This window comes from Gordonia westfalica (genome assembly GCF_900105725.1).
Taxonomy (GTDB): domain Bacteria; phylum Actinomycetota; class Actinomycetes; order Mycobacteriales; family Mycobacteriaceae; genus Gordonia; species Gordonia westfalica.
This window is the reverse complement of record NZ_FNLM01000034.1, coordinates 4015329-4027457: the sequence shown is the minus strand read 5'-3', so window position 1 is coordinate 4027457 and position 12129 is coordinate 4015329. Positions and strand designations below refer to the sequence as shown.

Sequence of the window (12129 nt, the reverse complement as noted above, 5' to 3'; positions counted from 1 at the left end):
CACGACCGCGGGGGTCAGACCGCGGAATCGGGGAACGCGATGACCGACAGGAATCGCACGGGTAGTTCGACCAGCTCGACCGGCCCGTGCGCTCCTTCACCGTCGAGCTGAAGAGCGTCGCCCGGGTGCATCCGGTACACCGAGCGGCTGTGCGCGTAGTCCATCACGCCCTCGAGCACATACAGGAATTCGGTACCGGCGTGCTGGAACAGCGGCTGGGTCACCGACTTCTCGGTGAGGGTCACGAGCAGACATTCGAGCCGTTTGTGTTCGCCGCGAAGCGATCCGAGAAGCTCATACTCGTGTCCTTCGCGGGAGCCCTCACGGACGATCTCGTTGCCCTCCCCCGCCTTCACGAAGACAGCTGACCGCTCCATCTCCGCTCCGCGGAACAACGACGTCACCGAGACGTCGAAACCGTTGGCCAGGCGGGCGAGGGTACTGAGGCTGCACGAGGTCTGTGCGTTCTCGATCTTCGACAGCATCGCCTTGGAGATGCCGACGCGGGTCGCCATGTCGCCCACCGACAGTCCCTGCTGACGACGCAACCGCCGCACGTTGTGCGCGATCGCGGTCTCGAGCTCGAGTTCCTCGACCGACTGGTCGACGGGGCGTTCCCGTGCAATACCGGACTGGTTCCGGATCAGGGGATCATCGGTCACCTGGCCAGCATAGTGAGCAAGGTCGTTCACTGTCAGTTGACACACGATTCAGCGCCCTCTCCTGGGTTACCCCGTCGACCAACTTCACCACTCAGAAGGACTGGGCGGCTCCCGGGATCCAGCTCGTACCGGCGAGGGGCACGCGCGCCATAGCGGATGCCTCGATCGAGATCGCGACGAGGTCCTCGGGCTCCAGGTGCTGGAGGTGTGCCTTGCCGCAGGCGCGAGCGATGGTCTGGGCCTCCATGGTCATCACCCGGAGGAAGTTGGCCAGACGCTTGCCGCCGAGCACCGGGTCGAAGCGTGCCGACAGTTCCGGGTCCTGGGTGCTGATGCCCGCCGGGTCACGCCCGTCCTGGAAGTCGTCGTAGTAGCCGGCGGCCGAACCGAGGGCCTCGTACTCCTTGGCATAGCGGGGATCGTTGTCGCCCAACGCGATCAGAGCCGCGGTACCGATGGCGACCGCGTCTGCCCCGAGCGCCATCGCCTTGGCGACGTCGGCACCGTTGCGGATACCGCCGGAAACGATGAGCTGGACCTCGCGGTGGACCCCGAGCTCCTGCAGTGCTTGGACGGCCTGCGGGATGGCCGCGAGCGTCGGGATGCCGACATGCTCGATGAAGACGTCCTGGGTGGCGGCGGTGCCGCCCTGCATGCCGTCGACCACGACGACGTCCGCACCGGAGTGCACGGCGAGTTTGACGTCGTAGTAGGTGCGGGTGGCACCGACCTTGACGTAGATCGGCTTCTCCCAGTCGGTGATCTCGCGAAGCTCGTTGATCTTGATGGCGAGGTCGTCGGGACCGGTCCAGTCCGGGTGCCGGCAGGCACTGCGCTGGTCGATGCCCTGGGGGAGCGTCCGCATACCGGCGACACGCTCGGAGATCTTCTGGCCCAACAGCATTCCGCCACCGCCCGGCTTGGCACCCTGACCGAGGACGACCTCGATGGCGTCGGCCTTGCGCAGGTCGTCGGGATTCATGCCGTAGCGCGAGGGGAGGTACTGGTAGACCAGGTTCTTGGACTGGCCGCGTTCCTCCGGCGTCATGCCGCCGTCGCCGGTGGTCGTCGACGTCCCGACCTCGGATGCACCGCGTCCCAACGCCTCCTTGGCGCCGGCCGACAGTGCACCGAAGCTCATGCCCGCGATGGTGACCGGGGTCGACAGGTGCAGCGGGTACTTCGCGTTGCGGGAGCCGAGCACGACGTCGGTGTCACAACGCTCGCGGTATCCCTCGAGCGGGTAGCGCGACATCGAGGCGCCGAGGAACAGCAGATCGTCGAAGTGGGGGAGCTTGCGCTTGGCACCCCAGCCGCGGATGTCGTAGATGCCGGTCTCGGCCGCCCGCTGGATGGCGGCGATGGTGGTGCGGTCGAAGGTGGCGGATTCGCGGAGTCCGCGCTGCTCGACGCTGAGGTTCTCGGTCATGGTGATGTCTCTTTCGATGATGGGCGCGAGGGGTGTTGGGGCCCTTCGTGGCTCGTCGCTGACGCTCCTCGCGCCTCAGGGAGCGGGGTGGGCTTCGCTGACGCTCCTCGCACCTCAGGGAGCGGGGTGGCTTCGCTGACGCTCCTCGCGCCTCAGGGAGCGAGGTGGCTTCGCTGACGCTCCTCGCGCCTCAGGGAGCGAGGGTCGACTCAGTAGGCGGAAGCGTTGTCCACCTTGAAGTGGTAGAGCTCGCGGGCCGATCCGTAACGGGTGTAGGCGTTCAGGTCGTCGTCGCCGTAGCCTGCGGCCTTCAGCAGGCCGGCGAGCTCCTCCAGGTGTTCTTCCTTCATCGGCTTGGCGATGCAGTCGGCACCGAGGGAGGCGACCTCGCCGCGGACGTAGATGCGGGTCTCGTAGATGGAGTCGCCGAGGCCGTCGCCCGCGTTGCCGCGGATGACCAGACGTCCCGCCTGGGCCATGAATGCGCTGTTGTGTCCGACGCTTCCGCCGACGACGATGTCGACGCCCTTCATCGAGATGCCGCAGCGCGCGGCCGCATCACCTTCGACGACGAGGAGTCCCCCGTGCGCGGTCGCGCCGGCCGACTGCGAGGCATTGCCCTTGACGATGACGCTGCCGCTCATCATGTTCTCGGCGACACCGGTGCCGGCGTTGCCGTTGATGGTGACCTCGGCCTGCTGGTTCATGCCGGCGGCGTAGTAGCCGACGTGTCCGTTGACGGTGATCTTCACCGGGGCGTTGACACCCGCCGCGACGCTGTGCGCGCCGGCCGGGTTGTCGATGACGACCTCGCCGGAGATGTCGCCGTGGAGGGCCGAGTTGATCTCTCGCAGTGGAGTATTCGCGAGATCGAAGTGGTTGTTCGGGCTCATCGTCTCAGCTTTCGCCGTGTCGGTGGGGTATTGGGTGGTGGGATCGGGAGTCCCAGGTTGTTCGAGTGTCACCGCGTCCATGCGTAGACCACCTCGGGCTCGGGCTCCCAGATGCGGGCGTTCTCGACGCCGGGAAGCTTGGCCAGGGCGCGGTACTCGCTGGCGATCGCGACCCAGTCGTCGGTCTCGGCGATCACCGCGGGCTTGCAGGCGATGGCGTCGCGGACGACGGCGAAGGAGTCGTGGTTGGAGACCACCAGGGTGTAGAAACCGTCGAAGGTGGCGCACACCTCTTTGAGTGCAGTTTCGACATCCTTACCTGCGGCGAGCTGGTGGGCGACGAAGCGGGCACCGACCTCGGTGTCGTTCTCGCTGTCGAATTCGACTCCCTCGGCACGGAGTTCGCGACGGATCGTGGCGTGGTTCGAGAACGATCCGTTGTGCACCAGACACTGCTCAGGTCCCACCGCGTACGGATGCGCACCCGACGGAGTCACGGCCGACTCGGTGGCCATGCGGGTGTGGCCGACGCCCTGCCAGCCGGAGGCGTTTGCCAGGCCCCAGGATTCCGCGAGATCGCGGGGAGCGCCGACGCCCTTGAGGACGGTGAGGTCGGCGCCGAATCCGGCGACCAGCGCCTCGGGGTAGGCGGCCCGGGCGGCACCGAGGAGATCCTCCGCGGGCACCGGTGCGGACGCGACCAGCGTGTCGTCGATGAGCTTTGCCGCAACTGAAACGCCGAGCGCCGCACCGAGCGTCGCCGAGACCTCGTCCGGCAGAACCTCGAGCTCGAGCAGCGAGACACAACCGTGGCCGGGAGGAGCCCACTCGGGTTTCCGTATACGGCGATGCCGGCCGAGTCGGCGCCACGATCCTGCATCTCACCGAGCATCTCGGCGAGCATCGCACCGAGTCGGGGATGGAGTTCCGGATTACGCAGGTGCAACCCGACGATTCCGCACATTGTCGAATCCTTTACGTCGTAGGGGAGTTGGGGTGTGGGTCAGCTTTCGCGGCCGAAGGCGGCGCGCGTCAGAAGGCTGTGAGGTACTGGTCGACTTCCCAGGGGGAGACCGCGGCGTGCCAGTTGAAGAACTCCTCGCGCTTGAGGTTCGAGAAGTAGGTCGACACCTTGCCCTGGTCGGCAGGCCAGTCCTGGGGGAGAGCGGCGTCGAGGGTGCCCATCACGACCGCGTCGGACTCCAACGCCTCGACTGCATGCAGCAGGGTGAGAGGCAGATCCGCGATGTGGCTGGGGGCGCCGCCGACGGCTCCGGGGTCGAGGCTTCGCTTGATGCCGTCGAGGCCGGCACCGAGCAGCGCGGCCGCAGCCAGGTACGGGTTGGCCGATCCGTCGCCACCGCGCAGTTCCACGCGCTGGTCGTCGGGAACCCGGATGTAATGAGTCCGGTCGTTGCCGCCGTAGGTGGCTTTGCGCGGTGCCCAGGACGCACCCGAGCGGGTGGCGGTGGCGCCGGTTCGCTTGTAGGAGTTGACGGTCGGCGCGATGACTGCCTGCAGCGCCGGCGCGTGTTCGAGGATGCCGCCGATGAAACCGTAGGCGGTGTCCGAGAGGCCGAGCCCGCGATCGTCGTCGCTGACCTGCGGGAAGACCGGCTCGCCGCCTTTGGTGAGGGAGAGGTGGAAGTGCAGTCCCGATCCGGTGCGGTCGGCGAAGGGCTTCGGCATGAAGGTGGCGATCATGCCCTTCTCGGCGGCCAGCGCCGAGAGGAGGTAGCGCAGGGTGACGACGCGGTCGGCGGTGGTCAGCGCGCCGGCGTACTTGAAGTTCTGCTCGAACTGTCCATTGCCGTCCTCGTGGTCGTTGGCGTAGTTGCCCCACCCCAACTCGTTCATGGCAGTGGACACCGTGGTGAGGTGCTCGTACATCCGGGTGAGCCCGCGGACGTCGTAGCACGGCTGGTCGGAGTCGTCGGCCGCGTCGGCAGTGACGAGCGAACCGTCCTCGGCGCGCCTGAGCAGGAAGTATTCGACCTCGGCACCCACCCACGGCTCGAAGCCGGCGTCGGCGGCCTGCGCGACCAGGGTCTTGAGGATGTTGCGCGGAGCGAACGGCCACGGCTTGCCCTCGACGTGCGGATCGCACTGGACGACGGCGAGGCCCTTCTTGATGAACGGGATGGGGAGGAAGGAACTGACGTCGGGTACCGCGATGAGGTCGGGATCCTTGGGCTCCTGGCCGATGGCACCGACCGCGTAGCCGGCGAAACCGACTCCGTCCGTCGCGAGTTCGTCGACAGCCTCGACCGGCACCAGCTTGGCGCAGGGCTTGCCGCGAAGGTCGACGAACATGGCGAGGATGAACTTGATGTCGTTCGCCGCGCAGAGTTCGGCGAGGGTGCTGGTGTCGGTGGTTTCGTTGGTCGTGGTCATGATGCGCTCCGGGTCGACTCTAGGTGTTGCCTGTCGGATTGTCCACTCGCGTGAATCAATGTCTACCGTTAGTAGACAGGCCGAATGTTTCGTCCCTGTTTCGGGTTCGTGAGCGGTCGGTGTCGTTTCGACGCCCGATGTGACGGGACGAGAAAGACCCGGAGCCCACCGGTTTCACGGTGGGCTCCGGGCCGTTGTTCACTTTCTCCGCGCGATCAGACCTGCGCCGGTGGGGTCGATGCGGGCATCGACTTCTCCACCGATTCGGCAGCTGCCGCCGGCGACAGGGAGGCGAGGCCGCCACCCGGGTGACCGACACTGGCGCTGGGGATCTCGTATGCGGTCTCGGCGTGCAGCACGGTGTCGAGGCCGACCATCTCGGTCTCCTCGTCGACGCGCAGGCCGATCAGCTTGTCGAGGCCCTTCGCGATGAGCCAGGTCATCACGAACGAGTACGTGCAGGTGATCGCGATACCGGCGAGCTCACGCCAGATGATGTCGGGGTCACCGCCGAACAGGACACCCTGGACACCGGCCGGGGCGACCTCACTGGCGAACAGGACGATGCAGAGGGTACCGACGATGCCGCCGACGCCGTGCACGGCGAAGGCGTCGAGCGTCTCGTCGATCTTCAGCCTGCTCTTGAAGCTCAGCAGGAAGGCGACGACCGCCGCGGCGAAGATGCCGACGAGGAGTGCACCGAGCGGGGCCATGCTGCTGGCTGCCGGGGTGATGCCGACCAGACCTGCGACCACACCGGTGATGATGCCCAGCGAGGTGACATGGCCTTCACGCCACTTCTCGATGATCGCGAAGCCGATCATGCCCGCGGAACCGGCGAGAAGCGTGTTGAGGATGACCGACTGGGCCAGGAAGTTCGCGCCGAGCGCGCAGCTGCCGTTGAAGCCGAACCAGCCGAAGAACAGGATGCCGCCGCCCAGCATGGTCATCGGGACGTTGTGCGGTCGCTCCATGCGACGCTTCCGGGCACCGAGCACGACGGCCAGCGCGAGCGCTGCGACACCGGAGTTCATGTGGACCGCGGTTCCGCCTGCGTAGTCGACGATCTCGACCTTGTTGAGCAGGAAGCCGCCCTTGTAGTCGTCGTCGACATCGGCCGAGAACACCCAGTGGGCCACGGGGAAGTACACCACGAGCAGCCAGATCGGTGCGAAGACGAGCCACCCGGAGAACTTCATGCGGCCGGCTGCGCCGCTGGCCACGATGGCGATGGTGATGGCCGCGAACAAGATGAACCACGCCGCGAAGTACAGCGTCTGGGTCGCACCGGAAGCGTCGTCGGTCAGCCAGTTGGTCAGGCCGATGAAGTCGGTCGGGTTGCCGATGAGGCCCCACCCGCCCACCGACGGCCCGGACACGAGTCCATAGCCGATGACGACATAGAGCACGGCGGTGATACCGAGGGTCGAGATGACCATCGACATGATGTTCAGCACGTTCTTCGAGCCGACCATGCCGCCGTAGAAGAAGGCGAGGCCGGGGAACATGAGGAGGACGAAGACGAAGGCCGCCAGCATCCAGGCCAGGTCGGCGTTAGCCGCGAGTATCGGTTCCATGGGCGATCTTTCGGTTCGGAGGCTTGAGGTCGGGGGTTACTTACACCATCAGCTCACGGGCGTCATTGACCGCGTAGGTATGCGACGACTCTGTCGCGATAGTCGAGGAATCCCTTGTAGGCGGCGATGTCCTCACCGAGTGTCTCGATGACGGTGGCCAACTGATCGGCCCACTCGGGTATTCGCTTCACGTCCTCCAGCGAGGCCATGAATGTCCGGATATTGAACGTCACGGCACCCGACATCGGCAACCGGACGAAGTGTTCCAGTTCGATTCGCAGGCGTGCCCTGGCGAAATCGCCGTCGGTGACCATGGCTGGAACGTCGGCCGCCCACGCCGGCAGCTCCTCCAGACTCACGTCGAGTTTGTCTGAATCCGATGCCGACAGAGTCCAGTTCACCCTGCGGTACACCTGATCTGCCGGTAGCCTGCGCAGGAACTGTTCGGCGCGGGCGACGATGCCCTCGCGAAGCATGCGCGGAACCGGCGCGTGGATCTCGTACATGTCCATGCCCACGTCGAAGGAAACCGACCACGCCGCGGCGAAGGTGACGACACCGGCGTCGAAGTACAGGTGTCCGTCGCGTTCGGTGACGAGGAGGAGATCGTCGGGCACTTCTCGGGCCAGGAACTCCATGGGCCCGTAGGGAAGGGAACTCGGGTCACCGAGCACGAATTGCTGGTCCGTGCCGAGGATCTCGTTGCGCCAGTGGAAACGGCCGTCGCCGTGCTCGTCGAGGTGCATGAGGCCGGGGTAGGAGGCGCTCAGGTCGCGCAGGTAGTAGAGCAACAGGTCCCAGCAGGCGATCTCCATCCCTGCCCGGACACGCACCCGCGACGGGTCGTTGTCGAGGATTCGGCGGCGGTCGGCCATGATCGCGGGGTACTCGGCACCACCGAGATCGACCAGGTGCCTTCCCCATTCACCGCCCCGCGTGCGACGGGGGATGCGAGCGGGTTCGACGTTGACGCTGTAGGAGAACTCCTCGAGGTCGTCCGGGAACGGCCACGGCAGGCTGGACAGACGGTCCACCGGTTGGGTGAGGTAGTTCTGGGTCGCTGCGGTCGGGATCGCTTCTGTGGTCACAGATCCACCTCGATGTCCTCGCCCCGGGACACGCAGCAGAGCATCGCGTCGCCGAGCGCCTTCTCCTCGTCGGACAGGACGAGGTCTCGATGTTCGATGGTGCCGCCGCGCACGGGGATTCGGCACTCGCCACATACGCCCTGGCGGCAGAGGTTGGCCACTTCGACGCCGCTGTCGAGGAGGCGCTGCAGCAGGGACACACCGGCCGGCACGTCGATCTGGCTGCCGGTGGAGGACAGCGTCACGGTGAACGGGTCGCCGGGCTCCTGCTCGGGCGCGGAGAATCGTTCGAGATGTACTCGCGCCGTAGGCCACCCGGCCTGGACCGCGAGTTCTGTATAGGTCTCGAGCAGGGCGGCCGGCCCGCAGGCATAGGCATGCGTTCCGAGCGGCTGGGAGCGGAATCTCTCGGCGAGCAACTCCGCCGTGGCCTCGACCCCGGACACCTCGTGCAGGGTGATGTTCGGCTGCTGGGCGAGCGCACGGAGATCGTCGAGATGGGCTTCGCAGCCGGGACGGTACGAGTACACGATGTCAGCACGACGCCCCTCGCGCGCCAGAGCCCGTGCGTGGGACAGGACCGGGGTGACACCGATTCCGCCTGCGACGAGCAGAGCGCCGCGCTGGTCGAGGATCGGCGCGAACATCGATCGCGGACCCTCCACCTCGATCACGCTGTCCTCGGAGAGGTTGTCGTGCAACCAGTCCGAGCCGCCACCGGCGCCGCGTCGCAGCACCGAGATGCCGTAGGTGTCGGGGAACATGCCGTCGTCGACGAGCGAGTAGGCGTTGCGATGCTCACCGGCCGTGATGATGAGATGGCTGCCCGGCTGATAAGGCGTCAGGACCTGCGGGGCGTCGTTGAGCGGCGCGAACCGGAAATGGGTGATGTCCTCGGTCAGCCGTCGAACGGTGACGACGCGCATCGGGCGCGGCGCGGTCGCATAGCCCGGGTGCAGATGCGCGGGGATGGCTGCTGCGGTCATGCATCACCTCCGGCCGCTGATGCGAGGAAGCTACCCATCGTCGGCGAATGGTGCTCGTGGATCGCCAGATCCCGAGCGCAACCGGGGCACGAGACGACCCCGCCGGCGCGTCCTTCGACGCGGAAGGTGTTGCGGCAGTGGGCACAGTAGAGCGGTAGGTCACGGGTGTGGACGACGTACGACAACAGTTCGGCCGGCACCGCACCGGCCTCGCGTGCCATGGCCAACGCGGTCATCACGTCGTACTGACCGCCGGTGACGAGAATCCGTGTGCCGGTGATCGCGGCATCGAGGGCGTCGTTCAGGGACGACCTGTCCTGATCGTCGGAGAGGCTGTCGACGACCAGCAGCCGGGTTTCACCGACCGCCTCGGCGGCCGCGACCCAGTTCCGCGACACGTGGGCGGTCTCGGCGTCGTCGCCGACCGCGATGACGAGGAAGGCCGCCCCGGTGGTGTCGACCGCCGGGGGAGTGGCCGGCCAGACCGGCATACCCGGACCGGTAGGTGCCGGAGGTGTGGGTGCGGCGGCCCGTAGCCACTGCGCGGCCCGGTCCCGGAACTTGATGATGCCCTTGTAATCCGCCATGTCCTCGGGCAGTTCGGCCAGCACCTCGGCGGCACGACGACGCCACGGATCGACGGTGGCCAGCTGCTCCAGGGGGAGCATGTAGGTGCGGATCAAGAACATGACCGCTCCCGAGTCGGGGAGCCGGATGAGGTGTTGCACCTCGACGCGGAGGTGGACCCGGCGTCCGAACTCGGCGTCGTCGACGAGCTGGATGGTTTCCCGGTCGGGCCCCCACTCGGGGTATATCTCGGTCGAGACGTCGAGGCGGCGGTCGATGGTCAGGGTCCAGTTGGTCCGCCGGTACGGCTGGTGCGGCTGCAGCCGCTTGAGGAACTCGTGGGCCCGGGTGATGACACCTTCCTTGCGCACCCGCGGCACCGGCCCGTGGATCTCCAGGAAACTCATGCCGACATCGAAGCCGAAGCTCCAGTCGGCGGCGAAGGTGACGACACCGGCGTCGACGAAGAGCTGATCGTTGCGCTGGTCGAGGAGAGCGATGTCCTCTTGGACCTGAGAAGTGATGTACCGCAGTGGTTCATCGGGGAGGGTGTCGGGGTCACCGTAACGGAAGTGCTGCTCGATGCCAAGGATGTCGTTGCGCCACAACCATTCGTCTGGTCCGGTCGAGCTCAGGTGCATCTGGTCGGGGTAGGCGGCGTCGAGTTCGCGCATGAGGGTGAACATCGCGTCCCACGCGGCGGGCACCATGTGCGGGAGGACCGCGTGGCGGGTCGGATCGGCGGCGAGGATCGCCGCACGCTGATCGAGTTCGGCTCGGTACTCGGCGTCGATGTCGACGACTGCGGTGCCCCACTGCCCGGCGGGCGTCGTGACGAGTTGCTCCGCGGGTTCGACGTTGGTGCTGTAGCGATACCGGTCCTCGGGGAACGGGAACGGGAAGCCTGCGACCAGATCGGCCTCGATCTGCGCTGCGGCGGTGGTGTTGTGGATGGTGCTGGTCACAGGGGAACCTCCAGGATGCAGCCTTCGGCGGCGCGCGAGACGCACGGCATGACGGCGTCACCGGCATCCTTCTCCTCGGCGCTGAGGTAGAGGTCGCGGTGGATGGGTGATCCGGTTGCCAGGGGGATGCGGCATTCGCCGCACACACCCTGACGGCACAGATTGGGGACCTCGACGCCGGCCTCTTCGAGGGCTTCGAGCATGCTCGTCCCCGGGGGGACGTCGATGCTCCGCCCCGATTCGGTGAGGTCGACGCGGAACGGGTCGCCTGCGTCGAGCGCGTCGATGCCGAACCGTTCGAAGTGGATTCGCGAGTCGGGCCACCCGGCCGCGACTGCCGCGTCGACGACCGCGTCGATCATGGCCGACGGCCCGCACACGTACAGGTGGGTGCCGATCGGTTGAGCGCGCAGGGTTTCGAAGAGACGCGCGGTGAACGAGACCCGGTCGGTGAACAATTCGGCGCGGCCACGTCCGAGAGCGGTCACGTCGGCCAGGTGGGCCGCGGCGTCTTCACGGAAGACATAGAGCAGTTGGGTGTCTCGGCGCCAGCGGACAGCCGCTCGCAAGTGCGACACCATGGGCGTGATGCCGATGCCGCCGGCAACCAGCAGGTGCTTGCGAGCGCGCGCGACCGGCGCGAAGGCGTTGCGGGGAAGTCCGACGGTCAGCAGGTCTCCGACGGCGAGTTGTTCGTGCAGCCAGCGGGATCCGCCATTGCCGTCGTCGACTTTGAGGACCGAGATCGAATAGTGCGTGGGATGTCTGCCGTCGCCGGTCAGGCTGTACGCGTTGGTGCACTCTCCGGCGTGCACCACCAGATGGCTTCCGGGGACGAAGCCGGGAAGGGCTCGTCCGTCCGGGTCGGCGAGCGTGATGCTGCGGATGCCGGTGACGCTCGTGTCGATCGCGGACACCACGAGTTGCATCGTGGCGGCACGGTCGGCGCGGGTTGCCGACGGAGATCCGTTTGCGGCCGAATCCGCCTCTGCGACGGTGATGCTCACAGAACTACCTCCTCACCGGTGGACTGGGGTCGGGCGGTCTCGGCGTCGACCATGAAGCCCAGATACTGGCCCGTTCGTCGGGATACGTGGTAGTAGACGAGCAGGTCGCGTCGGCAACCCACGCAGGGGGTGACGTCGTCGATCGCCGCTCGGGCGCGGGTCACCGTCCGGCAGTGCGAGCAGAACACATCTACCTCTGCCTGTTCGGCGGAAACCGTTGTCATGACCTCGATCTCGTCGTCTTCGAGGCCTGCGCTCACTGCGACGCCGCGCAGCCGTAGCGCCGATCCGGCGTCGGCGACGATCCAGACCCGGATCCCGACGGTGGCCTCGGCGAGCGCCGCGGCAAGCAGTTCGGCGGCCGTGTCGGCGCTGCCGTGGATTCGTGTGGTGACCAATGGCGGGAGGTCGGCCTCCCAGCGACCCAGTGCGTCGGCGACGTCCCCGACACCGACCAGCAGGTAGGAACTGCCGGTCGGTGTGGGTGTCGTCGTCTCGACCAGGTCACCAGGTCGCGCCCACGCCGGCACGCTGGAGTACGCGATCTGCGACATGACGACC

At 66.9% G+C, this 12129-nt stretch carries 10 protein-coding genes and 1 pseudogene; all 11 read right to left on the bottom strand.

Annotated elements, in window-relative coordinates; all coding sequences use genetic code 11:
- Window positions 1-14: 14 nt before the first annotated feature.
- Entirely contained in the window at window positions 15-707 is a 693-nt protein-coding gene (locus BLU62_RS23925; RefSeq protein ID WP_074852365.1) for a helix-turn-helix domain-containing protein, read from the bottom strand.
- 46 nt (window positions 708-753) lie between these two features.
- Window positions 754-2091 (bottom strand): FMN-binding glutamate synthase family protein, encoded by a 1338-nt coding sequence (locus BLU62_RS23920; protein ID WP_074852364.1) that lies wholly within the window; start codon window positions 2089-2091, stop codon window positions 754-756.
- A 209-nt stretch (window positions 2092-2300) separates the two neighbouring features.
- Window positions 2301-3065, bottom strand: a complete 765-nt coding sequence (locus BLU62_RS23915; RefSeq protein ID WP_074852363.1) for a GltB/FmdC/FwdC-like GXGXG domain-containing protein — start codon at window positions 3063-3065, stop codon at window positions 2301-2303.
- Window positions 3053-3948 (bottom strand): annotated as a pseudogene (locus tag BLU62_RS23910) (class II glutamine amidotransferase domain-containing protein). Before BLU62_RS23910 ends, BLU62_RS23915 begins: the two are co-directional and overlap by 13 nt.
- A 68-nt stretch (window positions 3949-4016) precedes the next feature.
- Window positions 4017-5378 (bottom strand): type III glutamate--ammonia ligase, encoded by a 1362-nt coding sequence (glnT, locus tag BLU62_RS23905; RefSeq protein WP_074852362.1) that lies wholly within the window; start codon window positions 5376-5378, stop codon window positions 4017-4019.
- Between the two features lie 215 nt (window positions 5379-5593).
- The gene (locus BLU62_RS23900) at window positions 5594-6955 is read right to left on the bottom strand and encodes an ammonium transporter (RefSeq protein WP_074852361.1); all 1362 of its coding nucleotides are present in this window, start codon (window positions 6953-6955) and stop codon (window positions 5594-5596) included.
- A gap of 62 nt (window positions 6956-7017) precedes the next feature.
- Window positions 7018-8043 carry a heme-dependent oxidative N-demethylase family protein gene (locus tag BLU62_RS23895; protein ID WP_074852360.1) on the bottom strand — a complete coding sequence of 342 codons (1026 nt, stop codon included), beginning with the start codon at window positions 8041-8043 and terminating at the stop codon, window positions 7018-7020.
- The gene (locus BLU62_RS23890; protein ID WP_074852359.1) at window positions 8040-9029 is read right to left on the bottom strand and encodes a PDR/VanB family oxidoreductase; all 990 of its coding nucleotides are present in this window, start codon (window positions 9027-9029) and stop codon (window positions 8040-8042) included. The genes BLU62_RS23895 and BLU62_RS23890 overlap by 4 nt, the downstream gene beginning before the upstream one ends.
- Entirely contained in the window at window positions 9026-10561 is a 1536-nt protein-coding gene (locus tag BLU62_RS23885) for a heme-dependent oxidative N-demethylase family protein (protein WP_084811874.1), read from the bottom strand. The genes BLU62_RS23890 and BLU62_RS23885 overlap by 4 nt, the downstream gene beginning before the upstream one ends.
- Window positions 10558-11568 carry a PDR/VanB family oxidoreductase gene (locus tag BLU62_RS23880; RefSeq protein ID WP_074852358.1) on the bottom strand — a complete coding sequence of 337 codons (1011 nt, stop codon included), beginning with the start codon at window positions 11566-11568 and terminating at the stop codon, window positions 10558-10560. The genes BLU62_RS23885 and BLU62_RS23880 overlap by 4 nt, the downstream gene beginning before the upstream one ends.
- Window positions 11565-12122, bottom strand: coding sequence for a dimethylamine monooxygenase subunit DmmA family protein (locus BLU62_RS23875; RefSeq protein WP_074852357.1), 558 nt, complete (start codon window positions 12120-12122; stop codon window positions 11565-11567). Before BLU62_RS23875 ends, BLU62_RS23880 begins: the two co-directional genes overlap by 4 nt.
- Between the last annotated feature and the right edge of the window lie 7 nt (window positions 12123-12129).

Bases quoted from the DNA above. Each gene is read 5' to 3' on its own strand.
- BLU62_RS23920 (WP_074852364.1), bottom strand. From the start codon at position 2,091: ATGACCGAGAACCTCAGCGTCGAGCAGCGCGGACTCCGCGAATCCGCC.
- BLU62_RS23915 (WP_074852363.1), bottom strand. From the start codon at position 3,065: ATGGACGCGGTGACACTCGAACAACCTGGGACTCCCGATCCCACCACC.
- glnT (WP_074852362.1), bottom strand. From the start codon at position 5,378: ATGACCACGACCAACGAAACCACCGACACCAGCACCCTCGCCGAACTC.
- BLU62_RS23900 (WP_074852361.1), bottom strand. From the start codon at position 6,955: ATGGAACCGATACTCGCGGCTAACGCCGACCTGGCCTGGATGCTGGCG.
- BLU62_RS23890 (WP_074852359.1), bottom strand. From the start codon at position 9,029: ATGACCGCAGCAGCCATCCCCGCGCATCTGCACCCGGGCTATGCGACC.
- BLU62_RS23875 (WP_074852357.1), bottom strand. From the start codon at position 12,122: ATGTCGCAGATCGCGTACTCCAGCGTGCCGGCGTGGGCGCGACCTGGT.